24 protein-coding genes and 1 pseudogene are annotated in these 25,236 nt (G+C 43.2%); 10 read left to right on the forward strand and 15 right to left on the reverse strand.

Annotated elements, in window-relative coordinates; genetic code table 11:
• Positions 1–15: 15 nt before the first annotated feature.
• The gene (locus R50345_RS24530; RefSeq protein ID WP_081954178.1) at positions 16–1,629 is read right to left on the reverse strand and encodes a recombinase family protein; all 1,614 of its coding nucleotides are present in this window, start codon (positions 1,627–1,629) and stop codon (positions 16–18) included.
• Positions 1,592–3,073, reverse strand: a complete 1,482-nt coding sequence (locus tag R50345_RS24535; RefSeq protein ID WP_042130824.1) for a recombinase family protein — start codon at positions 3,071–3,073, stop codon at positions 1,592–1,594. Before R50345_RS24535 ends, R50345_RS24530 begins: the two co-directional genes overlap by 38 nt.
• Positions 3,074–3,342: 269 nt before the next feature.
• On the opposite strand from R50345_RS24535, the gene R50345_RS24545 reads away from it, so the two are divergent.
• Complete coding sequence (locus R50345_RS24545; protein WP_042130826.1) at positions 3,343–3,678, forward strand: helix-turn-helix domain-containing protein; 336 nt, start codon at positions 3,343–3,345, stop codon at positions 3,676–3,678.
• A gap of 120 nt (positions 3,679–3,798) precedes the next feature.
• On the opposite strand, the gene R50345_RS24550 is transcribed toward R50345_RS24545, so the two are convergent.
• From R50345_RS24550 to R50345_RS24565, 4 genes and pseudogenes are all read right to left on the reverse strand, one after another.
• Positions 3,799–4,548: a hypothetical protein gene (locus tag R50345_RS24550; protein WP_042130827.1), complete on the reverse strand. Its 750-nt coding sequence runs from the start codon at positions 4,546–4,548 to the stop codon at positions 3,799–3,801.
• On the reverse strand, positions 4,538–5,026 hold the full coding sequence (locus R50345_RS30490; protein ID WP_052414724.1) for a hypothetical protein: 489 nt from the start codon (positions 5,024–5,026) through the stop codon (positions 4,538–4,540). Before R50345_RS30490 ends, R50345_RS24550 begins: the two co-directional genes overlap by 11 nt.
• Before the next feature lie 67 nt (positions 5,027–5,093).
• Entirely contained in the window at positions 5,094–5,639 is a 546-nt protein-coding gene (locus tag R50345_RS24560) for a hypothetical protein (protein ID WP_042130828.1), read from the reverse strand.
• A gap of 452 nt (positions 5,640–6,091) precedes the next feature.
• Positions 6,092–6,244 (reverse strand): annotated as a pseudogene (locus tag R50345_RS24565) (LuxR C-terminal-related transcriptional regulator); the annotation flags it as partial.
• A 247-nt stretch (positions 6,245–6,491) separates the two neighbouring features.
• Between R50345_RS24565 and R50345_RS31755 the strand changes: the two are divergent.
• The 8 genes from R50345_RS31755 (at position 6,492) to nagA (ending at position 15,672) form a co-directional block, all read left to right on the forward strand.
• Positions 6,492–6,659 carry a hypothetical protein gene (locus R50345_RS31755; protein ID WP_167348515.1) on the forward strand — a complete coding sequence of 56 codons (168 nt, stop codon included), beginning with the start codon at positions 6,492–6,494 and terminating at the stop codon, positions 6,657–6,659.
• 622 nt (positions 6,660–7,281) lie between these two features.
• A complete protein-coding gene (gene efeO, locus R50345_RS24570) occupies positions 7,282–8,181 on the forward strand; it encodes an iron uptake system protein EfeO (protein WP_042130829.1) in 900 nt (299 codons plus the stop codon).
• A 5-nt stretch (positions 8,182–8,186) separates the two neighbouring features.
• Complete coding sequence (efeB, locus tag R50345_RS24575; RefSeq protein ID WP_081954179.1) at positions 8,187–9,518, forward strand: iron uptake transporter deferrochelatase/peroxidase subunit; 1,332 nt, start codon at positions 8,187–8,189, stop codon at positions 9,516–9,518.
• 60 nt (positions 9,519–9,578) lie between these two features.
• Positions 9,579–11,381 carry an FTR1 family iron permease gene (locus R50345_RS24580; RefSeq protein WP_042130830.1) on the forward strand — a complete coding sequence of 601 codons (1,803 nt, stop codon included), beginning with the start codon at positions 9,579–9,581 and terminating at the stop codon, positions 11,379–11,381.
• Positions 11,382–11,675: 294 nt separating this feature from the next.
• A complete protein-coding gene (locus R50345_RS24585; RefSeq protein WP_042130831.1) occupies positions 11,676–12,653 on the forward strand; it encodes a LacI family DNA-binding transcriptional regulator in 978 nt (325 codons plus the stop codon).
• A 234-nt stretch (positions 12,654–12,887) separates the two neighbouring features.
• Positions 12,888–13,766 (forward strand): MurR/RpiR family transcriptional regulator, encoded by an 879-nt coding sequence (locus R50345_RS24590; RefSeq protein ID WP_042130832.1) that lies wholly within the window; start codon positions 12,888–12,890, stop codon positions 13,764–13,766.
• Positions 13,766–14,494 (forward strand): glucosamine-6-phosphate deaminase, encoded by a 729-nt coding sequence (gene nagB, locus R50345_RS24595; protein WP_042130833.1) that lies wholly within the window; start codon positions 13,766–13,768, stop codon positions 14,492–14,494. The genes R50345_RS24590 and nagB overlap by 1 nt, the downstream gene beginning before the upstream one ends.
• Complete coding sequence (nagA, locus tag R50345_RS24600) at positions 14,482–15,672, forward strand: N-acetylglucosamine-6-phosphate deacetylase (RefSeq protein WP_042130834.1); 1,191 nt, start codon at positions 14,482–14,484, stop codon at positions 15,670–15,672. Before nagB ends, nagA begins: the two co-directional genes overlap by 13 nt.
• Before the next feature lie 82 nt (positions 15,673–15,754).
• Here nagA and R50345_RS30495 read toward each other — a convergent pair whose 3' ends face one another.
• Positions 15,755–16,888: a YhcN/YlaJ family sporulation lipoprotein gene (locus R50345_RS30495; protein ID WP_052414725.1), complete on the reverse strand. Its 1,134-nt coding sequence runs from the start codon at positions 16,886–16,888 to the stop codon at positions 15,755–15,757.
• Between the two features lie 202 nt (positions 16,889–17,090).
• On the opposite strand from R50345_RS30495, the gene R50345_RS24610 reads away from it, so the two are divergent.
• Positions 17,091–18,161, forward strand: a complete 1,071-nt coding sequence (locus R50345_RS24610) for a glycosyltransferase family 4 protein (protein WP_042130835.1) — start codon at positions 17,091–17,093, stop codon at positions 18,159–18,161.
• A gap of 73 nt (positions 18,162–18,234) precedes the next feature.
• On the opposite strand, the gene R50345_RS24615 is transcribed toward R50345_RS24610, so the two are convergent.
• The 8 genes from R50345_RS24615 to wecB are packed head-to-tail and all read right to left on the reverse strand — an operon-like array spanning position 18,235 to position 25,208.
• Positions 18,235–19,275, reverse strand: a complete 1,041-nt coding sequence (locus tag R50345_RS24615; RefSeq protein ID WP_042130836.1) for a glycosyltransferase family 4 protein — start codon at positions 19,273–19,275, stop codon at positions 18,235–18,237.
• The gene (locus tag R50345_RS24620; RefSeq protein WP_042130837.1) at positions 19,272–19,994 is read right to left on the reverse strand and encodes a glycosyltransferase; all 723 of its coding nucleotides are present in this window, start codon (positions 19,992–19,994) and stop codon (positions 19,272–19,274) included. The genes R50345_RS24615 and R50345_RS24620 overlap by 4 nt, the downstream gene beginning before the upstream one ends.
• A 31-nt stretch (positions 19,995–20,025) precedes the next feature.
• The gene (locus R50345_RS24625; protein WP_042130838.1) at positions 20,026–20,601 is read right to left on the reverse strand and encodes a class I SAM-dependent methyltransferase; all 576 of its coding nucleotides are present in this window, start codon (positions 20,599–20,601) and stop codon (positions 20,026–20,028) included.
• Positions 20,602–20,608: 7 nt separating this feature from the next.
• Complete coding sequence (locus R50345_RS24630; RefSeq protein WP_042130839.1) at positions 20,609–21,325, reverse strand: glycosyltransferase; 717 nt, start codon at positions 21,323–21,325, stop codon at positions 20,609–20,611.
• Positions 21,322–22,305 carry an NAD-dependent epimerase/dehydratase family protein gene (locus R50345_RS24635; RefSeq protein WP_042130840.1) on the reverse strand — a complete coding sequence of 328 codons (984 nt, stop codon included), beginning with the start codon at positions 22,303–22,305 and terminating at the stop codon, positions 21,322–21,324. The genes R50345_RS24630 and R50345_RS24635 overlap by 4 nt, the downstream gene beginning before the upstream one ends.
• Entirely contained in the window at positions 22,302–23,141 is an 840-nt protein-coding gene (locus R50345_RS24640) for a dTDP-4-dehydrorhamnose reductase family protein (protein ID WP_042130841.1), read from the reverse strand. Before R50345_RS24640 ends, R50345_RS24635 begins: the two co-directional genes overlap by 4 nt.
• A complete protein-coding gene (locus R50345_RS24645; protein WP_042130842.1) occupies positions 23,138–24,124 on the reverse strand; it encodes a polysaccharide biosynthesis protein in 987 nt (328 codons plus the stop codon). The genes R50345_RS24640 and R50345_RS24645 overlap by 4 nt, the downstream gene beginning before the upstream one ends.
• Complete coding sequence (gene wecB, locus R50345_RS24650) at positions 24,114–25,208, reverse strand: non-hydrolyzing UDP-N-acetylglucosamine 2-epimerase (protein WP_042130843.1); 1,095 nt, start codon at positions 25,206–25,208, stop codon at positions 24,114–24,116. The genes R50345_RS24645 and wecB overlap by 11 nt, the downstream gene beginning before the upstream one ends.
• Positions 25,209–25,236 lie beyond the last annotated feature (28 nt).

Below are 25,236 nucleotides of genomic sequence, written 5' to 3' on the forward strand. Positions count from 1 at the left end.
CATTGCTGAAACAAGTCACTTCACTTCAGTATATAGCAAGTCATGTCGAGCGTTAATTCTAACATTCCCTACACGATCTATGCTGATCTCTTGTACAAACTCGAATAATAAACCACGAAGTAATCTCGAATCGTACTCATCTTTTTTATCTTTTGTATTTTGTTGCCGCTTTAAATGTTCCAATTTAATTTTCTTCAACTTGCTTTCAAGACCTTCTTGATTAAGCTGTAATTTTTGAATTTGCTTAATTTGATTTTGACGCTGTATCAATTGTTTATCTACTATACTAATCTTTTGTTCGTAGCTTTGTTTAGACAGTGTTAATATCCGAATAAGTATCTTTACATTGTCCCTGATTTCTTCTACTTCTTCTACATCCATACCATGGAGAATATTAAATTGCTGATCGATTTCAGAATTAACTTTATTAAGTTGCTCCTTAAAATTAAATATTGTTTTGTTGAGCATATCACATTCGTTGTTCAAGTTCAGAATGTCATCGTTGATACTCGTTAATACTTTCTCAATAACAACATTTTTATGCTGAGATCGCAAACTCGCCAATAAAAAATCAATTATTTCATGAGCCTTGCTTAATTCTACCCTATAATCACAAGAGGAACACCAGTAGAACATTATCCCGTATTTCCGTCCTGATTTGCCCTTGGTTCTTTTATCTTTACCCACCAAATAACTTCCACACATTTCACATTTCAGAAGATCCTTTAGTAAAAAGCTCGTTTTAAAACGCCGTGGAGGAACCTTACCATTAACCCTCTGTTCATATAGCTCCCAGCATCTTTCCCACTTATCTAATGTGACAGCTGCTGGAATTCTATCGCTCTGTAGCATCTCCCATTTTGATCGATCATTAAATGAATTGTTTGCTCGCTCTTTCTTTCTTCCCCGTACCAAATATCCCGCATAAAAAGGATTCGTTATCACGGCTCGAACAGCCTGGTCAGTCCAATCAGTACCCTCATAAGAGGAGTGCGGTAATTTCTGAGCAATCTTATCGAACCCTAAATACCCTAAATACATGTCGAAAATAGCTTTTTCTAACAAGTGCTCGTGTTCAATCGCTTCGAAGAGTTTTGTTTGTGAATCATAACGATATCCAAAAGGAGGCTTACCGCCACGCCATTTCCCTTGTCTAAAAAAAGTATACATTGTATCCCTAGTCCGAACGCGGGTGTTATCTACTTCGAATTTTGAGTTGCCATCCTTGATTAGATCAACTAAAAGATCCCCTGAATCATAAAGGCTTTCTGTACTCGCAATGATAACGGGAATTTTATATTTTTTTAAAGTTGTGCGTATCTCTTGATGTTCGCTTGGTTTTCTTGCTAGTCGGTCATGCTGTGAAATAACTACAAAGTCATATTTATTTAAATGAGCGTCGGCGAGTAAAATTGATATACCATTGCGACCCTTCAGATCTATTTTTCTTGCTGAGACTGCTGTATCTAAGTACTCACCCACAAATTCACATTCATACTTCCGAATAACCTCTAAAGCCATACTTCTCTGAGCATCCATCGTTTGCTTGTCTGTTGAATGTCTACCGTAAAATACTCCCCTCATTCCAGGACTAATCAACGCTGTTAAATGCAATTGTAATTTCACCATCCTTAGAGTTTATTAATTCAAAAAACGGATGTTTCAATTCAATTCGGGGAAAGAAATCAGGAGGACCAATTTCAATTTTTTGCACAATATCATGTAACACTTCAGCTATCTCCACACTATTCATCTTAGCGAGCTTATCTTGAACATTTAACTGTGCCCATATAGCTTGAATTCTTGCTGGATACATCGTTATAAAATTCTGAGTTCTCAAGAGTAGCTTTCTTTGGTTCTCGAATTGAACTAATTTTGAATAAACGGTTACCATTCTTTCCTGGGTATTTGGATCTTTATTGAGAACCCACTGTTCCGTTAATCCAATTATCTTATCGTTTAATATTCTCATTTTCTGTTCTACCTCTATAAGATTAGCTGAACTTTCTGCATCCACTTGATTAATTACATCCATCAGCATAACGCTGTTTTCAGATTCGGCTATATTTTGAACCCACTTGGTTGCTTCTTCTAAAACGTAATTCTCTAATACTTGTTGAGGAAACTTGTTTCGATAATGGGCGCTACAATAATACATAACGAATTCTTTTCCAGCCATTGAAATTAACTTTCTTTTTGCTGGTTTATTACATGTCGTACAGAATACAAGTTCATCAAGCATTGCTATTTCCGATTTTTGCTTACCTCTAGTTTGTATTAATGTTTTAAGTATCAATTGGGCTTGATTCCATTTATCTTCGTTAATAATTCTCAAACGTTTTTGTTCAATTTCGACAATATCCTCATTAAACTTCGCTCTACGAAAACCCATATATTCAGGCGTGGTTATATACTTTTTAATTTTGTTATAATTGTTTTTACTCTTTTCAATAATCCCCTTAGACTCTACATGCCTAACAAAATCACTGAATGTACGACATTCAGTGATTAATAGTTCATTGAAAATACTAACGATCGTTTCGACTTTCATTGGATCGGGTTGTATATCCTTTTCTGCATCAAGGTAGTAGCCAAAAGGCAATTTTCCTCCATGATTTTTCCCATCGGAAAATAGAGCAAGTTTAGTATCTCTGATCCGAAGTGCGATTTGATTTACCTCTCTCTCGTTAAATCCAGCAATGACCAATTCAAAAAACTCCCCTGCTGGTGAATACTGCAGGGGGAGTTCATTACTAGCCGAAAAAATAACCTGAACGTTATATTTCTTTAATAGCTCGTAAATTTCTAAATGCTGTCCAACATTACGTGCTAAGCGGTCGCGTTTGTAGGCGATCAAAGTTTTTACATTCCCTCTTTTAATGTCAGAAAGTAATCGGGCAAGATTGGGTCTATCACTAATCTCATTTATACGTGCCGAGACCGCTGTATCAATGTATTCTTCATCAATTAACAATGAGCGCTGAGCAGCAACAGCTTCCGAAATAGTTCTCTGCATGGAAATCGAATTTTCTTGTGAGTTAATTGATGAGCGGCAGTACAAGACAGTTCTCATAACTCCTCCACCTCCCTCTCTAAAAGGGTATGCTCATCCTCGCTCAAATTTGCTAATTCTGAATTCAAAGCTTCTTTAAACAAATCCACATACAAGGCCAACCATTTTTGCATAGCTTCTGGATCATGGACATACGTAATATTTGTTATCTTTATTTTGGTTACATCAGATGGTCTGATACAAATCCTCCTTTTGCTCATTAATAATCGTTATTTACATCTTTCAAAATCCAAATTTTGTGGCGTATAATCAATATTAGGGGGTGTTCCATGAAAACATTGGGGCAACAAGTCAGAAATATGAGGCTTCAGAGAAACATTGGATTAAGCGACTACGCTCAATCGCTAGGAGTATCTACGGGCTATCTTAGTAATTTTGAGACTGGTAAAACTGAAACAATACAATTAACAATCCTTGAAAAAATACTAAATGACTTGGGACATTCCAGTTCAGACGTAGAAGTAGATTCAGCAACTGAGCAGCAATTAAATCGAATTAACTCCTTGCTCATAAAATTACATAATGAATCACCAGAAGCATTTCAGTATTTCACTAACAATTTAGAACAAGGTATAGAGCTGTTTTCAAAGCTTGATAATAAGTAGTATGGGTAAAAAAAGAGATGCTATCCGTTATAATGAAAAACAAATTCATAATAATGAAAAAAAGAGCTCTGATTCGATTTCAACTCCGAATCAAGCTCTTTTTTTTATAAATTTTCTTTCTCAAGAAGCAGGTCTTGTTTCTGCATCTTCCAATTGAAATAACTCATCACTACCAATGATAACAAATTCTGAATCATTCCACTTATCTATAGACTCTAATTTTTTTCGAGTTAAATTTTTATCTCCTAGAGAAATCAAATACACAGTATGCAATAATTCTGCATCATCCAATTTTTCTTTTAATAGTCGAAGATAATTAATATCTTTGCTATGGAAAGCTCCAGGATTAAACTTCACCTCAATAAATTCTCCTCGATTACCATCCCATACGCCAGCATCTACACTCTGTCGATTCTCATCACTATCTTCTTCTTCTTTATAAGCAGCAAGGCATATATATTTTATTTTTTTTCTATCAATTTCAACACCTTTTCCAAAACCCATCTTACAGGTTTTACCTTTATACCTATTATTGAGTACTTTCTCAACTAATTTTTCTGGAATAAGACCCCTAATTTTTTTAATTTCCTCATCTGTTTTGCACACATTAAAAAAATTCTCCGCAGAAGTGATTAACATTTCAATATCAGTTGCAGCTACTCTTTTCCGACCTCTTTTTCTTGATGCCCAGCTTAGTAATTTGTTTTGGTAATCATTTTTTCGCCACGATGAACTTATTCTCATAAATTCAACAAAATTTGGAAGTTGTCCTTGATATCGATATAGAAAATCAGCAATCTGTCCTGCTACAGGTTCCAATGTTGGATAAGGACGATCCGAATAAAAGAAATTAATCCTGTTAATCGACATTAATATCATCCTCAAGACTTTGATTGATTTCCGTATTCAATTTTACTGATTCCAAAACATCCATTGTAGGAATTACTATTGGATCAAAGCCCATTTGAACAGATACATTTGAAACAGTCATACGAATGTAGGACAATAACAAAGGTACAACTTGCATATCAACCCATTGTTCTAGATTTGTAATTGAAGATTCAGGATTTCTAACAAATCTACCGCGATAAACAACAACAATTTCTAAATCATTGGAGTCATTTTCTTCTTGTTGAAGATTAACAACTATGCGTAAATAGCCATCGACAGTCTCTTCATCAATAACGGTAGTCTTTGTGCCAAATTCTAATTTAACAACATAATTAGCATCGACTTCATCGCAATTTTTTTTTGTAGTTATTTCTTCTAGAATGACCTTTTCTAATTGAACTCCAATTCTAGCAAAATTATAAGCTTTTAAATAAAATTCAGAATCATGAGTAACCAAATAATATCTCTCCTCATAACAAATATGTACATATAAATTAATATAACATACAAGAGGTTACAAATTGTTACAATTGAAACAATAAAAAACTCTGTTGCTCGATAGCAACAGAGTTTTGAAAGTTAAAATTTTTATAGGGTTCTGATTTTCGTACCTGTTCAACAATTTCTGTATAAATTGATTTATAATAATCCCCTTTAGAGGTAGCCAATTCCTCATAAGTACTAATTAAATTTTCAATTGCTGTAAATGTACTAGCAATTGACTCAAACACACTTGAAATTAACCCGTTATCAATATCTGACTCGATAATAAACAATCGATCCTCAAGACAATCTAAAGTATCATCCGAATTAATAAACTGCGTTGAAGATATTTTATGTAGTGCCAACTGGCCATAATCCTTAAACCATTTCCAAAAGTAGGTATATTGATTATCTTTATAAATACCGTCTTTAATCATTTCGTCTAAATCGCGATAATTTTGATATGGCATATTAAGAAAATTTTCCAATGCACCAAACATTTTAAAGATAATAATATCCAGAATTTGATTGGCCTCACCACTAGAAGATCTTGAGACTCCAATAAAATCCCATAAATCTTTACTCATAGCAGGTCCTCCTTAATTTTTATTGACAATAGTAAATATACCAAAGAAATATTATAGGTACAACTATAATTATCTTACCCATATTTATCCATACCTAATCTTCTCGTTTATCTCGCTTTATATAACTGGTACTCGTTACTTATTATCGAAATAATCAGCATCCCTTTGAACCTTATAAAAAAATTCGCCTACACTCAATTTCCTTCTCTTCTATTACTTAGCAATGATATTCGCTTATTATAGTTTTTAGAATTAGTGCTATAACAAATTCGCTCCATTTTTATTGTGCACTTAAGTTTTAAACATGACCTATACTTTTTTTCCACAAGAGGAGTTTGGTTTATGTTTGTAAAGAAATTATTAAGAATATTGAAGAATAAAGAAGTACATAAAATCTTAATCATAAATAGTCTCCCTACACTCATGCTATTCATGGTACGTATTTCAAACCACATCTCCTTGGAGATGTGGTTCCGAACTGTTTTTTCGCTGATAAATAATAAACCAGCGATATCACGAGTCGTTTTGTCCTGCACGAGAAGCTCGAAAACTTCGCGCTCACGATGAGTCAACAGAAATTTGCTGTGGTGTTCGTTCCCCTTCAATGGTGTCACCCCTCCTTGCCCTGGGTTTGTTTGGTATAACAAGGTAAAGGGATACAGTCAAAACATATTATGTATTGATGAAGTTAATGGTGCTGTCATAACTACAAAATGGGCTTAACCATCCGGGGCTAATTACATGGCTTTAGTGAGGGCTTACACCTGCAAAACGTTGAAATTTTCTTGGATAAAATCATCTCCTTACAGGGCAAACTACAACTTGTTGTTTCTTATTAAAGGAGGTGTAAATATGAGTAACTCGAAAAATAATCAACCTACTAAAGCAGAGGTACAAACTACGAAATTAAACAAATTGCCACTAGTGGGAAAATTTGAACCGGAATTCTCTGCTGAGGAAGCCGCAGAAGTATTCAAAAATCACCCCTCTGCGGAACATGAATCCCATAATGAACAATAAATTAAAGACGACACAGAATGGGGCTGTCGATAAGTAGCTTTTTTCTATAAGTGAGACGGTCCAGTTAATTATAAAAATCGTAAAGAACACAGAGCAGCGATTCAGCCATTATTGGAAGAATCGCTGTTTTGTGTTGTTGGTCGTTAACTGCCCGCTTCAACAGTCTATTCATCTTCTCCTTCTGAGGGTTACAGAAAGGACCCCGATGACGTTATTAGTAAATTCATTGCCTTTTTAGCAGAGTTTCGGACCCCAGTGCAGCTATTCCTACTAAGGAAGCGGTCAATGTTGGGTGACTTTTAAGCCAATGGCGAGTATGAGGTCCGTTAGCGATCCAAACTCAAAATATGCTGCATTTAAGAGCAGATGTGTCCAATAGCAGTTGCTTACGCGCAAATAAATGATCAAATCAAAGGAAGTGTTAACTTGCTAATACCCGGATGTAATTAGATATTTTTCTACAAACTCAACTCCCAGTCCCGGGAGTTTTTTTGTCTTGCAAAATATAACTATGAAATACATCACAATTTTATATTGACAGTAAATGTATACGGACTTATGATAAATCCAGCATAAATGATAACGATTATCATTCACATATAAAAAAGGGGTGCTTCATTCAATGAAATTCACATATGCCGTGCCTGCAGGTCTACTTGCAGCCTCCATACTATTTACCGGGTGTACCAGCAACAACGATAACATTAATAGCAACACAAGCAACAATAACTCTACAAATGCCGCTGCAAAAAGCACCGCAACAACGAATACATCTGATACTTCTGCAGCAACCACTGCCGACTTTACATCAGCGGTTGAGCAATATCGTACATATGTCATCGAGCAATGTGATGAATTTGTAAAGCAAACAGAAAATTTCACAAACGCAGTTAAAGAAGCAAAGATTGAGGATGCGAAGGCACTTTATGCGCCGGCCCGCATGTATTACGAGCGAATTGAGCCGATTGCAGAAGCACTTGGTGATTTGGATCCGAATATTGATGCCCGCGAGAATGACGTAGATGCTGCTGAATGGCGCGGCTTCCACAAGCTTGAGAAAGCGCTCTGGCAGGACAATACAACTAAAGATATGACCGAGGTTGCTGACCAATTATTGAAAGATGCCCAGCTTCTGCGTGCAAAAGTAGAGACCGTAGAGATCGATGCTAATCTGCTCGTTACTGGTGCTGTAGAACTGCTTAATGAGGTTTCTTCTTCCAAAGTAACAGGTGAGGAAGAACGTTACTCCCACACAGATCTTTATGATTTCGTAGCTAATGTTGAAGGCGCCCAAAAGATATACGAGCTGTTAAAGCCAGAACTGGCGAAAAAAGACGCTGAGCTGGAAAAAACGATTGGTGAACGGTTTGCAGCTTTGCAAGCTGAGCTTGCTCCTTTCAAATCTGGAGATGGATATGTTTCCTATGAAGAGCTGAAAGAAGAAGATGTGCGTAAATTGAGTCAAAATTTGGATGCCTTGGCTGAGCCATTGTCCAACATGGGAACTATTCTAGGAGTGTGACCATCATGAATAAGCAAAACAGATTTACCGATTTACCAGCTAGTGCAGAGGGTGCCCCTCTCAATGAAGAATCCAAGAGCAATCCTATATTAGATAAAAAACTAAGCCGCCGCGATATGCTGCGGCTTACTGGCGCCACTAGTCTCGGTCTACTATTAGGTGGTGGAGGTGTTGGCGGAATTATGGCTGCGCGCAATGCCGTAGCTGAGCCAACAGTTGCCTCTGATGGTGATTCCATTCCTTTTTACGGGAGTCATCAGGCCGGCATTCTAACCCCTTCACAGAACTTTATTTATTTCGCAGCCTTTGATCTCACCACAACAAAGCTATCCGATGTTAAAAAGCTAATGCAGGCATGGACAACTGCCGCAGCTTCTCTTACTACCGGCAGCCTCATAGGCGATGTCAATGATAATCCTAATCTCCCACCCTCCGATACAGGTGAAGTAGATGGTTTAAACCCTTCACGCTGTACGCTTACCTTTGGTGTCGGACCTTCTTTTTTTGACAGCAGATTCGGCTTATCTTCCAAGCGTCCAACCCTATTAGCCGATCTTCCGGCATTTACGGGAGACAACCTGGATCCAAAGTGGTGTGGTGGAGATATTTGTGTCCAAGCATGCGCTGATGATCTGCAGGTGGCTTTCCATGCCATCCGAAATCTGGCACGTATCGCTCGCGGCACAGCTGTACTCCGCTGGACTCAGGAAGGCTTCCAGCGCACAGGCACAGCCGACCCTAAAGGAACGACGCCGCGTAATCTTCTGGGTTTCAAAGACGGTACGGGAAATCCAGACACTAAGAATGAAGCAGAAATGAACGAAGTGGTCTGGAACAGCAGCAGTGACGGTCCTTCATGGATGAGCGGCGGCACTTATATGGCAGTTCGCCGTGTACGTTTCCGAATTGAGGTCTGGGATCGTTCTTCTTTAAGCGATCAAGAAGCCACCTTCGGCCGTTATCGTCATAACGGAGCACCTATCGGTGCAAAGGATGAATTCGATGATTTGAATCTTAAAGCGGCTGATGCATCCGGGAAACCTGTCATCCCGCCGGATTCACATTCTGCTTTAGCGCATGGTGACGGCACAGTCAAGATGCTGCGCCGCTCCTACTCCATTTCTAGCGGATTAGATGCCGCAACAGGTCAGCTCGATGCAGGATTATTATTCATTAGTTTTCAACGGGATTTAATGAAGCAATTTGTTGCGATCCAGCAGCGTCTCTCCAAGAGTGATCGGCTAAATGAATATATGACGCACACCGGCAGCGCGGTGTTTGCCTGCTTCCCAGGTATCCGCAAAGGCGGCTACATCGGGGAAGCGCTTTTAGGCTAAGCTTGCCCCTAAGTTTCTCAATCGAATGTTCCTGTCCATTATTGAAAGGGGATTATCCCGATGTACTCTCTTAATAAACGGCTGCTATCGAAGGCAGCCGTACTGATTCTGTTTAGCATCGTATGTATACTGATGCTATCTAACCCGGCGGCGGGGGCGGAGGTCGATGGCTCGGTCGACGAGCTGCTGCCGCCAGTCGGCAGCGCACTCGTCGAAGCCGGCCAGAGCCGCTGGGACGCGGCCGCCGCCGATGTAGAAGCGTTCGCTGCGCTGTGGCGCACCACGAACGCGAACACGCCGGACCCGGCACTCGCCGGTCCGGCTGCCGCCGTTGACGCCGCGCTTGCAGACGCGGCGGCGGCCCTTGCGGCGGGCGATGGTGCGCCCGCCAAAACCGCACTGTCCACGCTTGCAAGAAGCGTGGACGCGTATGTCACCGCCGCCTCCGGCACGGACGGCGGTGACACTGGAGCCGCCGGTCGGGAGACGGCGGCGAAGCTGTTGCCCGCGGCAGAGCGCACGCGGGATGCGGTGCGCAGCGCCGACTGGAGCGCGGCAGCGGCAGCGTACCGCGACATCGTCAGCGGATGGAAGCCGGCAGAGCGCAACATCCGGGCCGACAATTCCGCCGTCTACAGCTTGCTGGAGACGAAGATAAGCCTGCTGCGCATCGCGCTGCAGGCAGAGCCGCTCCGCGAGGAGTCGGCGAAATCAGAAGCCGAGGCCTTGTATCAGCTGCTTGCCGATTACAGTGAAGGCAAAGCAATAGATGCTGGAGATACTTCCAGTAAACCAGCATCTATTGAAGGACTGATCAGCCACCTCAATAAAGCTTCTTCCACCGCAAAAGCAGGCAATAGCGCAGAAGCGGCTAATATCATGGAGCAATTCATCGTAGATTGGCCCTCTGCTGAAGGACAAGTGCAGATCGCTTCTCCAGCGGTCTATACCAATATCGAGAACGAAAGCGCAGCGGTCACCGGCTATCTGCTTTCTAATCCGCCTAAACTAGATCAGGCTTTGAAGATCATGGATAATATGGTCTCTGAGTTGACTCCCTTGGCAGGTGAAACAACCTATAATGCTTGGGATGCTGCACTTATTCTTCTTCGTGAAGGACTAGAGGCAATCCTCGTATTATCTGCCCTTCTTGCTTACCTGAAGCGCGATGGAAATGCCAAAGCACAAAAATGGATTTGGTCTGGCGCAGCTGTAGGACTTGTAGCGAGTATCGGATTAGCGGTTCTACTCACCTATACCATTTCCCGCGCTGCATCCGGTGGAGCACGTGAGATGATTGAGGGCATCACGGGTCTTGTTGCCGTCATTATGATGCTTACCATTGGACGCTGGTTGCATAGTAAATCAAATACTGCGAATTGGAACAACTATGTTGGTCGACAGGTGGATGGAGCGTTAGCCAAGGGTAATCTATGGTCATTGTCCTCCGTAGCAGCGCTCGCGATTTTACGTGAAGGTGCAGAAACCACTATTTTTTATGTAGGGATGGCGCCTTCCATTAAACTGTCTCAGTTGCTGCTAGGAATCGGAAGTGCTCTAGTGATTCTAGGGATTGTAGGATACGCGATTATTGCCTTAAGTGCAAAATTGCCAATTGCCGCCTTCTTCCGTACAGCTACACTTCTTATTTACTATTTAGTGTTCCGCTTTCTTGGAGAAAGCATTCACTCCCTTCAAGTCGCTGGGAAACTTCCCGCACATGTACAGGATGGGTTGCCTTCTATAAGCTGGCTCGGGATGTATCCGACTTGGGAAACTTTAGTGCCTCAACTGCTTGTCCTTGCGTTTATTGTGTGGGATATGTTGCGCAATAGAGCACCAAGAACTTCACGAACGGCATAGCATAGCCATAAGAAAAACGGTTGTCATCCTTTAACGATGACAACCGTTTTTCTTAGCATTTAAAAGAAGCTGATCCGATGGCCATTACATTTAGAAATGAGGCTAGATTTACCGGTCCGTCACGCCCGTTAGGTTACGCCGGTTTAGTCCGGTAATCCCTTGCAAATACAGTCTAATTTATGAAATGGATTCCATAGCAAGCTTTTTTATTTGGGAGGTAATTTACGGACGATATGATAGAATAAAAAGACTATACACTATACACAAGCACCAAAAGGAGGCTGTTGTTCTCGAATGGCTAATATTAAAGAAATCGCCCGTATGGCTGGTGTTTCCGTGACAACGGTCTCGCGAGTACTTAATAATCATCCTTATGTAAGTGAAGCCAAAAGAACCGCAGTCCTAAATACGATTGAAAAGTTAAATTACTCACGTAATATGAACGCCGTTCATCTGATTACCGGTCGTACGCAAGCCATTGCAGTTATTATTCCTTACATAAACTTATTTTATTTCTCTGTGATCATCGAAGGACTAGCCCAAGAGGCACTTTTAGCACAATACCGACTAATTTTATGCCAGACCGATTACCAACCTGATGAAGAAATAAAAGTACTGGAGATGCTACGCAATAAAGAAATTGACGGCGTGGTTATTGTCTCTACAAGCATGAGCTCAGAAGTTATTGAAGAATATACAGCATATGGTCCCATCGTGGTCTGCCAAGATAGAGGGAATTGCCAGTTCTCTTCCGTTTATATTGAGCACTATTCCGCTTTTCGAAGCGGTCTTCAATACTTGAATGATAAAGGATACCGCAGGATCGGTTACTGTGAAGGCAGACAACATGGCAGCAGCAGCTCTATCCGGCAAATCGCCTTCCGGGACTTTCTAGACACAACTGGTCAGCCTTATCCTGAAGAGTGGATGATATACGACTGTGTAACGGAAGAGGATGGGGTTCGTGTGCTTCACCATCTGCTCCAAATGAAGGAACGGCCTGACGCGCTAATTATATCTGGCGATCATGTTGCGGCTGGTCTAATCATCGAAGCCTGGAAGAATGGTATTCGAATTCCTGAGGATTTGGCCGTCATTGGATTTGACAACCAGCCTATCGGCCGAACGCTGGGTCTGACCACCATAGATAACCAATTGTCCGAAATGGGTACGACAGCTTTTCGGATCATTTATGATCAGATTCAGAATAATGATAGGCTTCCGGTCCACTATAAGCTTGAATATCGCATTATTGAACGTTCAACGGTATAGCTCAATTCAGGCGCTGTTCAAAAACGGTCCACTTCGCAGTCATCTGCAAGTGGGCCGTTTTGATTTAAATCTATGAGTTTATGCGTGATTGCATAATATCCTTTTTGTATTCATTTTTACCCCTTGCATCCGGATAGATTTTGTTTTATTCTGAATATGAAAATAATTTTCTTATTTTTATAAATAATCTTAAAAATAATTTCAATGGGCTACATTAGAAGTCGAGGTGAATGGATGTCCCCAATTTTATATGCACTTGAGCATGAAAAGTCCAAGCTCTCTCAAATGGAGCGGAAGCTGGCGGAACGGATCCTGTCATCACCAGGTGAAATTGTTCATATGGGCATCACAGAACTCGCAGAACAATGCGGTATTAGTCCTGCTACGATTACACGTTTTTGTAAGGTTCTGCATTTCAAGGGTTTTCCAGATTTCAAAGTAAAGCTGGCTGCTGAGATTGCTCATAGCGATGCAGCTCCTCAGGATGGCGGTTCTTCTTATCAAGATATTGTTGCAGGTAATCCACTCTCCGTTATTGTGGAAGCAATGCAAATGAACCATCTGACATCCATTCGAGATACAACTTCACTTCTGGATCTGGAACGACTACAGGAAGCCGTTAATTTATTATGCCAAGCACGGCGAGTGGATCTATATGGAATGGCTACCTCCTCCATTGTCGCTCAGGATTTCTATCAAAAGTTGATCCGTATTGGCGTGAATTGTACTGCTTTCGCCGATTCCCATATGCAGATCACCTCTGCCTCATCGCTATCTGAAGGTGATGTCGTGTTCGCAGTATCGTATTCCGGAGAAACCCCAGAGACCATTGATGCTTTAACATGTGCCAAAGCCAGTGGAGCAAGCACTATTGCTCTAACCTCTTACGGCAGCAGTACCTTGGCCACTCTAGCTGATATCCCACTGTTCTCCTCCTCCTTGGAAAAAGGAATGCGACGAGGCGATATGGCTTCACGTATTGCCCAGTTACACATCATTGATATTTTGTTTACTGGAATGGTCAGCACCCGTTTTGGGGATTTTATTCCTAGACTGGAGCAATCTTATTTGAATGTCCAACATTACCGAAACAAACGAGGAGGTCAATCTTAATGAATATTCTTAAGTTCAATAGTGATGAGGATTTCGTACAAACTGGTGCGAATCTTATCGCCAGTCTGCTTCAAAGCAATCCTAAAGCGGTGCTCGGTCTTGCGACTGGAAGTTCCCCAGTGGGTGTTTATGCTAAATTGGTTGAAATGAACCAAAAAGGGCTTGTAAGCTTCTCGAAAGCCACTTCTTTCAATCTTGATGAGTATATCGGATTGCCTGTCGATCACCCGCAGAGCTATCGCAGCTTCATGAATGAGCAATTATTCAATCATATTGATATTGATCCCGCACAGACACATATCCCTAACGGCAACGCAGCAGATATGGAAGCGGAATGCCTCGCTTACGACAAAATGCTGGAAGAATACGGACCGGTTGACTTGCAGATTCTCGGGATTGGAAGCAACGGCCATATCGGATTCAATGAACCAGATGCTAATCTGAGCAGCAAAACCCATGTCGTTGATTTGCTTGAAGACACACGGGAAGCTAATGCTAGATTCTTCGACTCTTTGGACGATGTACCACGGCAAGCGATAACTATGGGCATCGGCGGCATTCTGAAAGCACGCCAAATTCTTCTGTTAGTACGCGGTGCTGGCAAAGCTGAAGCTATCCGTAATGCCGTTGAAGGTCCGATTACTACCCAATGCCCTGCATCTCTACTGCAGAGCCATCCGAATGTTATCGTCCTTGTAGATGAAGGAGCAGGAAAATGGCTGAAATAAATAAAGAACAAGGTAAATTACTGTTTGGTAAGGTGCTGACTCCCCAAGGATTAATTGAGCGTGGCGTAATTGCCGTATCGAGTGAGCAAATTCATTACGCTGGTGAGGCAACATGGCTTCCAGAAGTTTACGCGCACTGGCCAGCTGATGGTCAAACATCAGAAGACCTGCTCATCCCTGGATTCGTAGATGTTCATGTACATGGTGGGGCTGGCCACGACTTTATGTATAGTGATGCTGAATCTTTAAATGCCATCACTAAATTTCACAGCTCCCAAGGAACTACTACCATGCTGGCTACGACTATGACGGCTTCCAGGCCAGCTATTGACCAAGTATTTACTGAAATAAATGCATATCGCGCCACTGAGATGCCATACACACAAATCGCGGGCATGCATTTGGAAGGGCCGTTCATCAGCCCGAAATGGTCCGGTGCTCAGAATCCTGAGCATATTGTTCTGGCTAATATCGAGTGGCTGGAACAATGGGAGAACGACTATCCGGGCATGATCCGGCAAGTCACATTGGCTCCGGAACGCGAAGGTGCATTAGAGGCTATCCTATGGCTGCGTAAGCAAGGGATTACCGCCGCGCTCGGTCATACGGATGCATCCTTTGAAGAGGTTATTGCTGCGGCAGATGCCGGATTAAATCAAGCCGTGCATATGTTTAATGCGATGACACCGCTACATCACCGCAAGCCTGGTGCTGCTGGTGCTGTAATGTTCGATAAACGCATACGTGCAGAGATCATCGCCGATGGCATACATGTTCATCCTGCAGCCATTTCTCTAGTGGCTAATCTAAAAAAAGATAACAACCTGTTATTAATTACAGATGCCATGTCTGCTACTGGACTTAGCGATGGTGAATATACGATCGGTGATTTACCTGTACTGGTTCAAGATGGCATTGCCACACTTAAAGATAACCCTGCCGCTTTAGCGGGTAGTACACTTACCATGATCCGCGGCTTCCGTTATCTCATACAAGAAGTAGGACTCAGCCTAGAAGAAGCCTCCCGTGCTGCAAGCCTTACTCCGGCAATATCCATTGGAATGGAACGCTCCATCGGTACCTTTGAAGCCGGAAAACGTGGTGATATCCTGCGACTTGATGCTGAATTGAATCTGCAAAGTGTATGGATTGGCGGGCGCCAAATTAACGTCAAATAAGAATGATGTATAATAAAAAAGCAACAATTCTCGCCATAAAGGTGAGGACTGTTGCTTTTTTATTTAAAAATCAAACTATTTATTAATAATTACGAGTCGGGAAAATTCGCTCAACCATCGTTCTGAATTCATCCACAAAACCTTTGATCGGATGACCCGCACGAGCCTCTTCTGCGTAGACATTGACACGATCTACAAAGTCTGGATTTGCTGATACGTATACATCCTTAATGGTTGCATCATGTTTTTTAATTTCAGCAGCGATTTTCGCTTTAATTTCTTTTGTAACTGTATCTGCTGCTTTTGTATGAATAGTGTTATTTGTGTTGTTCATGTGAGTCGAATGAGTACTGTTCATGTGGGTAGAATTACTTCTGTAATTCGTACCATGGGTACTATTGGTGTAGTTTGGAGTGGTGCTGCGAATGCCCATTCCAGTTCCTAAGCCATCCGTCATCCCAGTGCCGTTTCTAGTTCCCATACCCATTCCGTTACCAATGCCCATCCCCATATTGACATCATGTTTCGAACCGTTGCTGTTCAGCAGAGGTCCATTATTATAAGTATGGGTTCTAGTTCCGGTCGTCCCTGTTCCTGTCCCCAAACTTCCCATTCCGGTTGTTCCATTTCTGTGAGTGCCCACACCTGTCGTCCCCGTACCCAGAGTCCCCATGCCAAGTGTTCCGTTTCTGGTTGCAGGTCCAGTACTTGTTGTACCAGGAACTGTATTCACAGTACCTCTTAGGGTTCCGTTCGTCCCATTCGTTACCGCCCCTGTATCATTCATACCATCGCGTCCTATTTTCACTCTTCCAGTACCCGACATGACCCCTGTCGGTCCATAATTGTGAGGTACTGTAGATGATTTTGCTCGATAGGATGTAGTACCTTTAGCCCGCAGACCAGTAGTTGTATCATGTAACGTTACGGCGACATACGCATTCTTACCTGCAAGCATCACGTTCGCTGTGCGAACTTCAGGCATAGCAGCAATACGATCAGCGAGCTCCTGACTGACCTCCATTTTAGTAATATTATGCGTACCCATCGTTCCTCCGCGAACGGAGTTTACACCGATACGTCCGTCATTTACCCCCCGGACACTATTAGTTTGCACATTAGTCTTCTCTGCCGTATTTGTCCCACACCCTGTAATACTCACCAAGCCTAGAAGTAATGCGGCTGAGACTGACATGCTGATCTTGGATCGCATCATGAATTCATCCTCCATCTCTATTGTTGTATGTGTGCAGCATAACAGTCGTTAGGATGACCTTCCGGCGAACAAGCTATCCTGAAAGGATTTGGAACTGTGCCCGTTTGACCGTCACCTGCCAATGCATATCGGCGTATCTTATAAACAGTAAGCCGTATTTCAACGAGTCGGTAGTGCTCCGCAAAAGTTAGGAGGCGCGTGCATGAAAGTTTTATTCACGTTTTATGTACCGAGTGGCGGGGTGGAGACTTTAAATAAGCTGCGGTGTGAAAGTCTCCAGCGTGATGGGATCGAATGTCATGTTTTATATCTAATGCCTGGTTCAGGAAGCCAGAATAAGGCTAACTTTCCGGTGTTTATTTCCTCTATAGATGAGGAGATTAAAGAAGTACTTGAGACCCATAACTATGATGCCATTATTGTTACATCGGATTATTTATTGCTGAAGCGTCTGCGTGAGCTTGGTTACAGCGGTATTTTGATATACGAATCCCAAGGACTTGGAAAACGTAGTCATGCAAAAGAACTAATCAAAGACGCTGTCCCATATTTCCGCTCCTATTGTAATGCTGTCCTAATTCCACCAACGGATCATTTACTGGAGCTGTTTATTGAAATCTGTCCATGGCTACATCGATATGTCATTCCCAATATTGTTGATGTCCAGTCCTTTCAGCACATCCCTGCCGAGCCTCCGGCTGATCCGGTCATCGCTTGGGTCGGGCGTCTGGAAAGCAATAAAAATTGGCGCGAATATTTGAGAATTGCCCATCAACTTCGCCTTCACAAACCAAACCTTCATTTATGGATGTTTCATGACCCTGAATTAGCCACAGAGGATCAAAAGCAGCCCTTCCAAGAAGAATTGCAAAACTTAGGTCTGAACGATCGTCTAAGTACCTTCACCAATATTCCTAACCATGTAATGCCGATTTATTATTCCTCCATAGCTAATTCTGGAGGGTTTCTGTTATCCACTTCTATTACAGAGGGTTTTGGATATGCTGTTGCAGAAGCCATTTGCTGCACTTGTCCTGTACTTAGTACGGATTCTGACGGTGTTAGATCTTTTATTGTGCATAATATCTCAGGCAAATTTTATCCTCTTGGCAACATCGAAACGGCCGTCAATGAAGGGTTAGAGCTAATGAACAATCTGCCACTGCGAAATGCACTCCGCCAGCAAGGAAGGAATTATATGGTTACACGTTACGGTACGGAAAAATATGCGCAGTCATTTCGTGAAATGATGAACTCCTTTGCCATCTTCTAACTTCTAACTGCAAAAGAACCTTCAAACCACTTTATTTGTGGATTTGAAGGTTCTTTTATAATTGTGGGACATACTAAGATGGATTTCTTGATACAATCTCAAACAACGCATTTTGAAATATTTGTGTGCTTTTTTCCCAAGTGAAATTCTGTGAAACCTGTTCACCCTTACGAGCTAATCGTTGGCGTAAAGCCGGATCTCTGATTAAGGTTATAATATCATCTGCGAGCCGATTCTGAAATCGGTAGGACATTAAGCAGTTATGGCCATGCGTGCAATATTCCATATTCCCACCTGAGTAAACCGTAACGACCGCTGCACCACAACGCATAGCCTCAATCCCTGGCAACGAACCTGTATCATACGTACTCGAACTCACAAAAATGTCGCTCTCACTATAATGGAAACAGAGTTCTGTATCATCCGCTGGAGTCCTTATTTGGTAACGTTCATCGTTCACCAGGGTTTGCAGCGTTGCAGATTCCGCTTGTTCTCCGGGAGGAGAAATCAAATACAGTTCAACCTCCGGGTGGTAGGCTTTAACCTTGTTTAATTGCTGAAGTAAATAATCCTGCTCACGGTGAGCTGAGAATCCACCCTCTGGCTTGCGCATAATCGCAGAAACTACCAGCCTTTTTTTAGGATCACGGACTTGCATATTTTTAAAGACGGGACCTACCCCGATCGGTACAATTCTCCCTTTAATGCCATGATTCATTTGGACAATTCCTTGTTGCCAGCGTGATAGAACGAGTAGGTTTGTCGCAATATTATATGATGAAAAAGAACGGCTATTGTCAGGTAAAAAGGCCGGCTCATAACAAAGCGCCAATCGAACATGAACACCTTTACCCTCTTCACTTGCCCGCTGCGATACTTCAACTGTGGTATAGAAGTTGGAAATAATCACATCTCCTACTGGAAAATCGCTTGCTGCCAGTTCACCTTCTTTTGCATAGAGCAGCTCACATTCCATCTCGTATTCTACAACACCATCGCTGGGTAAAAGAATCGTTACTTCATGACCAATCTCTGTCAAACGATTAGCCAATTCCGCTAGCATACGCTGGGCCCCGCCTCTGGTAAGAGTTAGAACAGGAAATATGAACTTCATCTCCCTCTCTCCTTTTGCAACAACCGCGATAAAACCCTGTGATGTTTTGCTTGTACTTGTTCAATCTCCTTTTTCTGCTCCTCTTTGTGAATGACTGAGCCCATCTCATTATGAACTCGGTAATCAAGCAGCGGTTCCTCTATATAAGACCATGTATAATACGGTAAAATACGCAGCCAAAGATCATAATCTTGTGTATATAATAATCTCTCATTAAATTTCCCAACTGCGCGGAAGATACCCATATGAAGAAGGACCGTACTTCCATTCACCGGGCAGCCTAACATCATGGTCTCAATAAACTTTGCCCTGCTGTCAAAAATCATACTTATCGTCTCGGAAATCCGCTCACCCTGCTCGTTTATATAATAATAGGCTGTATAATTAAACGAAGTACCTGTCCTCTTGAGCATTTGCATCTGGTGTTTGATTTTATTCGGATGAAATAAATCATCAGCGCTTAGCCAGGCAAAATAAGTTCCGGTAGCCGCATCTATTCCTTTATTTAACGCGGAGGCGGTTCCTCCATTGTTTTTTCGTATATAAACAATCTTATCCCTGAAAGGTTCAAGCTTCTCCATCCAAAGCGTAGACCCATCATCAATTACAATGGTCTCTATGTTCGAATAGCTTTGTTCCAAAACGCTTTGGATGGCGAGATCCACATATGGACAGTTATAAAAAGGAATGACCACCGACACTTTAGGTTCTTCACTCATGCGCTCACCTCCTTCACCTGAAGCTCGGCCTTTATACTGTTTTGCAAGCCAATAAGGCATCTACCGGAGCATGACCTTCACCAAACGCCTCACGAAACGATGGGTTTTGAGCATGATGAAAACCTTTAAGTACTGTTACAGCATACCCCAGCTCTATAAAGTCCTCTGGTTCCCATCCGCTCCGGTGCTTTTGATAATGTTCTCCTTGCAAGTGATAATGATCCATTCCCTCCTGCGGAAAAAAACCCCGAGGTGTAAATACGACTACACGATTATAGGCGATTCTCTCTGCCATCCCGAGTAATCTTTGTCCTTCCTTCCTTTCAAAGTGTTCAATTGAATCGATAAAAGTGACCGCTGAGAACGTCTTTGGAAGGAATAATTTATCCATATGACAAGCATCCCCGTGCACAGGAATAATATGAGGTGCTTTATATTCACGATGCAGCAGGTAAGGTCTGTGAATTTCTAGTCCAAGGACTACTGCGGCTTCATACCGTTCAAGCAGGGTACCGGTGCCACTGCCGATATCCAGTATACTTTCACAGAATTTTAACTGCTCCAATAAGATTGGTAGAAAGTCATTCACTTCAATTTCCCGGTACATAACTTTCTTACCCCCCCATAGAAGAGATCAAGTGCTGGAGCGGAGCCTTGTAGCGAGCGTTAGTTGCAGCAGCCTCTGCCATAATGACATCGTAATATTTAAGCGTCCCCATCCCTTCATGATTACGGTAAGCAGTGAGTGACTGATTCAGCATCGCGGGTGCATAACCGTTCAGAATCGCACGGTACCATAAATCATAGTCATGTGTATAGGGAAGTGATTCATTAAAAAGTCCAATCGCTCCAAACACCTCTCTTTTGAACATCACCGTACAGCCATTAATAGGGTTACCGTGCAGAAAGCAACGTAAATACTCCAACTGATTCGGAAACAGAAGTGCGGCGTTCATCTGAAGTAACTGAGATTGACCGTTAATATAATTGAAGTTGGTATAAGAGATGAACAGGTGGTTCTGCTCCATGAACAGCACCTGATTATTGATTTTGTCACGGTAGAATAAGTCATCTGAGCTGAGCCATGCCACATAATCTCCAGTTGCATGCAAGATGCCGTGATTCAGTGCGGAGGCGGTTCCTCCGTTGCTTTTTCCCAAATAATGAATTCGCGGAAAATACGGTCTTATCAGTTCTGAATGAACGGTCGAGCCGTCATCAACGACAATGATCTCGTAAGGCTCCCAAGACTGTGATAGCACACTTTGTAAAGCATGCTCTATATAAGGGCAGTTATAAAAAGGAATCACTACCGATACTTTCGGTCTCATAACATCCGTCCTTCCCAGTTCGCACGGCAATAGTCCAAAATATCTGTTAAGGACTGACTAAACTCAATTTCTGGCTTCCAGCCCAGGGAAGATACATCTTCCTCCGGTGTTGCCGAAGCATCTGAAGGGATTAGTCTATCCCCCGCCACTCCGTTTTCTAGAATAGAGGGTGCAGCTAGTTCTGGTCCCCAGTCCATTGGAACCGAAGTTGTGGAAAGGCTTATCAGTTGCTCCGAGATATCTCCAAGTGGCCGCTGTATTCCTGAATCAATTCGATAGATGGTTCCATTGGTACCTTCGCGCAATATAAGGTCATAAGCTCTTACAGCATCGCGTACATCCAAAAAATCACGTAAGGCATAGCGAGAGGAAAGTTTAAAGGGAGGGATTTCTTCGCCTGCATACACTTCACTACGAACAATATGCTGTGCCAATAATGAGCAGAAGCCGGTAGAAGGACCGGGACCGATCAGGTTGCAGGGCTCAGCCAGTAGAACGGGCTGTTTAAACAAGGTGCCCCAAGCTAGGGACACCAGCTCTTCTATTGTTTTGCTAAGGCTATATGGATGTGGTGGTCCTGCCACCACACCCGGTTTGAATTTAAGCCGTGAGCCTGCTACAAGAATCCGACTGGCAGGTAAACTTCGCATCGCCTCTAGCAAATATAACGTAGCCATCACATTCGTCTCCATAAAGAGCAAAGGGTTGCGCCAAGACTCGGGCACCGAATTGTTTCCTGCCAAATGAAGGACAGCCTCCGGTGAAGTTTCCTTGATCATCTCAGCTACGGCCTTCCGATTGCTTAAATCACAGTGATAAACCTTTACTCCTTCTGGAAACACAGCGGAAGCCAGGACACCCGCTGTTGATGACGGACGTACCACAGCGGTAACCTCAGCGCCTCCTGCCGAGAACAAATGAACAGCATGTCGACCGGTGAATCCGGCCGCCCCGGTGATTAGTAGTTTTTGCCCTTTCATGGGGACATCTCTGACTGTTTCATCCAGTCAGCCAGTTCTTGCAGCATCAGGGGGTACGAAGGCAACGGAAAGTTAACATCCGTTCTTGTATTCACTAATGTACGATCTTGGACATGTTCATCCTCAGGAATGATTTCCACATCCTCTTTATGAAAAGCAGCCTGAATATACTGAAGCAGCTCATACTTGCTCACCGGCTTCGGATGCGCTAAATGGATCAGCCCCGATACCGTGGAATCCAGCAGTGTATCTACTGCTTTGGCTAATTGGAGTGTAGTGACCCCATTCCACATCACCCGGCGGTATCCTGACACTTGACCACTCTGTGACAGGAACCAATCCATCAGACCAATACCGCCTGAACGGATTTCCGGACCAATAATCGAAGTGCGGATTGTAAGATGTCCAGGTTGCCGCACCTCGCCAAGACTTTTTGAAATCGCATAAGATGACGTGCCATCAGGTACATCCTCTTCTGTGTACCCCCCGCGTGTTCCTTCAAACACGCAGTCGGTACTGATATGAATAAGTCTTGCGTGAACAGCTTCCGCCATTCGCCACAAGTGGTGAGGAAGAAATCCATTCACGTGGTAAGCTCCAATTCTGTCACGTTCTGCGAATTGATTGAGTACCCCCATCGCATTAATGATGCAATGAGGGGAGACGATATCGACCAGCTTCTCTACTCCGGCTATATCGTTCGCATCTACATACAGCCCGCCAAGATCGCTCTTATCCCGGGTTGTATGGAAGACGTGATGCTTGCCCTGGCGGCGAAAATAATCCGCCAGCATATGCCCCGCCATACCGTTTCCACCAAGGATAAGCAGCTTCATTGCAGAAACCCTCCCCGAATCAGGATGCTTTTGATCTCTTCCTGATCCATTAGATTTGTCTCTGAACTGAAGCTATTAAAGGAGACATGAGGATAAGCGCTATAATGTGCCTTTAATTCCGGCATGTTCAGCGTAGGGAGAATTACTAGATACTGTTCATCGTAGACGACAGTGGTTAAGCTTTCGAAATCACTCATTAGAATCTCGTGTATTTTCTCCCCAGGACGAATTCCGGTCTCAACAATACTTACATTGGACTCTCCAGAGGCTTCGATTAACACCTCTGCCAAATCGATAATCCGGCAGGTCGGCATCGTCATGACAAAGATTTCTCCACCTAAGCTAACCTCAGAGGCTTTAAATAACAAGGTTATCGCATCGCGTAATGTGAAAAAGAAGCGGGTCATTTTCATATCAGTAATGCGTACCTGTCCCTTGTCCTTGATCTGCTTCATGAACAAGTGCACTACGCTGCCGTTCGTTCCGAGCACATTACCTCCACGCACGGTTACAAAACGGGTGTTTGAGCCAATTAGGTTGGCGTAGACGAACAATTTTTCCCCAATCGCTTTGGTCATCCCATAGAAGTTCGACGGGTTCGCTGCCTTATCAGTAGAGATGTAAATGGCTTTCTCAACACCATTCACAATGGCAGCTTCAATCACATTCTGGGTACCGACTACATTGGTTTTAAGTGCTTCATAGGGCTGATCTTCACAGACCGGAACATGCTTAAGTGCCGCCAAATGGAAGATGTAATCCACGCCGCGGCAGGCGGCGATCAGCGCATCCTTGTCACGGATATCGCCAATGATAAAACTGAGACGGTGATCCTCGAACTCCCGGCTCATTGCCACTTGTGCAGATTCGCTGCGGGAGAATACGATGATTTCCTTAGGATTTTGAGGCAGAAGTTGCCTAATCAGTTCATGCCCCCAGGAACCGGTGCCGCCTGTGACCACAATCCGTTTATTATTGAACATGCAGGTTCCCTCCAAGCAAAAATTTAACTACCTTTACCGAAACATCCGGAGTCAAGTAACCTTCCGGAGCCACCCAATCCCGGCGAAGCGCCGTCATCAGCTTGACGCTGCGCAGAATATTGTTCTGATCTACACCTGACACCACATTACTTCCGCAATCCACCGTTTCTGGACGCTCCGTTGTTCTGCGAATCGTCACGGTTGGCACTTTCATCAAGCAGCATTCCTCCTGTACGGTCCCGCTGTCGGTGATGGCACACAAGGCATGCTGTTCCAAATAAACAAAATCAAAAAATCCGAAGGGCTCATGAAATTCAACGAGAGGGTTCATTGGAAGAGAGAATTGCTCGGTTAGTTTGGAGCGAGTGCGAGGATGAATGCTGCATATTAAACGAATTCCAAAATGCTCAGCCACAGCGTTAAGACCTGACATAATTTGTACAAGGGACTCTGGATCATCTACATTCTCTGCACGGTGTGCTGTTACAAGGAAATACTGCCCTGAGGTAAGCTTCAGCTGCTCCAGAATGCTGCTAGACTGGATCCTTGCTTCAAAATGAGTCATGACCTCATGAATCGGATTTCCAGTTAACACAATACGTCTGCTAGGGAAGCCTTCGCTAATTAGATGTCTTTTACTCTGCTGTGTATATGGCATATTAATGGTTGAAACGGCATCTATGACACGGCGGTTTTTCTCTTCGGGCACTTTTAGGTCATAGCAGCGGTTCCCCGCTTCCATATGCACCACCGGAATACCCATTCGTTCCGCCAAAATCGCGCATAGCGCGCTATTCGTATCCCCCAGAAGCAAGACACGGTCTGGCTGTTCTTTCTGTAAAATGCTTTCTAGCCCTCCGAACATAGCGGCAAGCTGGCCGCCGAGTCCTGCTTGCTTATCCTGCAGCACATAATCCGGCGCTCGCAGTCCCAGCTCCGCAAAGAAAATGCCACTGAGACTGGCGGTGAAGTTCTGACCGGTATGCACCAGAATGTGCCGCTCAGCATGTTCGTCGAGAAGCGGAATGATAACACTGAGGCGGATGATTTCAGGCCTCGTGCCCAAAATCGTCATGATCTTCATGAGTTCACTCCCCTGCCTGTTTGATGAT

The sequence above is a fragment of the Paenibacillus sp. FSL R5-0345 genome (genome assembly GCF_000758585.1).
Classification (GTDB): domain Bacteria; phylum Bacillota; class Bacilli; order Paenibacillales; family Paenibacillaceae; genus Paenibacillus_AQ.

What these genes read in the sequence shown, in the direction of transcription:
- R50345_RS24620 (WP_042130837.1), bottom strand. Translation starts at nt 19,994, where the DNA reads ATGAGTGAAGAACCTAAAGTGTCGGTGGTCATTCCTTTTTATAACTGT.
- R50345_RS24550 (WP_042130827.1), bottom strand. Translation starts at nt 4,548, where the DNA reads ATGTCGATTAACAGGATTAATTTCTTTTATTCGGATCGTCCTTATCCA.
- R50345_RS24560 (WP_042130828.1), bottom strand. Translation starts at nt 5,639, where the DNA reads ATGAGTAAAGATTTATGGGATTTTATTGGAGTCTCAAGATCTTCTAGT.
- R50345_RS24610 (WP_042130835.1), top strand. Translation starts at nt 17,091, where the DNA reads ATGAAAGTTTTATTCACGTTTTATGTACCGAGTGGCGGGGTGGAGACT.
- R50345_RS24635 (WP_042130840.1), bottom strand. Translation starts at nt 22,305, where the DNA reads ATGAAAGGGCAAAAACTACTAATCACCGGGGCGGCCGGATTCACCGGT.
- R50345_RS24590 (WP_042130832.1), top strand. Translation starts at nt 12,888, where the DNA reads ATGTCCCCAATTTTATATGCACTTGAGCATGAAAAGTCCAAGCTCTCT.
- R50345_RS24530 (WP_081954178.1), bottom strand. Translation starts at nt 1,629, where the DNA reads ATGGTGAAATTACAATTGCATTTAACAGCGTTGATTAGTCCTGGAATG.
- R50345_RS24640 (WP_042130841.1), bottom strand. Translation starts at nt 23,141, where the DNA reads ATGAAGCTGCTTATCCTTGGTGGAAACGGTATGGCGGGGCATATGCTG.
- R50345_RS31755 (WP_167348515.1), top strand. Translation starts at nt 6,492, where the DNA reads ATGAGTAACTCGAAAAATAATCAACCTACTAAAGCAGAGGTACAAACT.
- R50345_RS24625 (WP_042130838.1), bottom strand. Translation starts at nt 20,601, where the DNA reads ATGTACCGGGAAATTGAAGTGAATGACTTTCTACCAATCTTATTGGAG.
- nagA (WP_042130834.1), top strand. Translation starts at nt 14,482, where the DNA reads ATGGCTGAAATAAATAAAGAACAAGGTAAATTACTGTTTGGTAAGGTG.
- R50345_RS24585 (WP_042130831.1), top strand. Translation starts at nt 11,676, where the DNA reads ATGGCTAATATTAAAGAAATCGCCCGTATGGCTGGTGTTTCCGTGACA.
- R50345_RS24545 (WP_042130826.1), top strand. Translation starts at nt 3,343, where the DNA reads ATGAAAACATTGGGGCAACAAGTCAGAAATATGAGGCTTCAGAGAAAC.
- efeB (WP_081954179.1), top strand. Translation starts at nt 8,187, where the DNA reads ATGAATAAGCAAAACAGATTTACCGATTTACCAGCTAGTGCAGAGGGT.
- R50345_RS30495 (WP_052414725.1), bottom strand. Translation starts at nt 16,888, where the DNA reads ATGATGCGATCCAAGATCAGCATGTCAGTCTCAGCCGCATTACTTCTA.
- wecB (WP_042130843.1), bottom strand. Translation starts at nt 25,208, where the DNA reads ATGAAGATCATGACGATTTTGGGCACGAGGCCTGAAATCATCCGCCTC.
- nagB (WP_042130833.1), top strand. Translation starts at nt 13,766, where the DNA reads ATGAATATTCTTAAGTTCAATAGTGATGAGGATTTCGTACAAACTGGT.
- R50345_RS24615 (WP_042130836.1), bottom strand. Translation starts at nt 19,275, where the DNA reads ATGAAGTTCATATTTCCTGTTCTAACTCTTACCAGAGGCGGGGCCCAG.
- efeO (WP_042130829.1), top strand. Translation starts at nt 7,282, where the DNA reads ATGAAATTCACATATGCCGTGCCTGCAGGTCTACTTGCAGCCTCCATA.
- R50345_RS24645 (WP_042130842.1), bottom strand. Translation starts at nt 24,124, where the DNA reads ATGTTCAATAATAAACGGATTGTGGTCACAGGCGGCACCGGTTCCTGG.
- R50345_RS24630 (WP_042130839.1), bottom strand. Translation starts at nt 21,325, where the DNA reads ATGAGACCGAAAGTATCGGTAGTGATTCCTTTTTATAACTGCCCTTAT.
- R50345_RS24580 (WP_042130830.1), top strand. Translation starts at nt 9,579, where the DNA reads ATGTACTCTCTTAATAAACGGCTGCTATCGAAGGCAGCCGTACTGATT.
- R50345_RS24535 (WP_042130824.1), bottom strand. Translation starts at nt 3,073, where the DNA reads ATGAGAACTGTCTTGTACTGCCGCTCATCAATTAACTCACAAGAAAAT.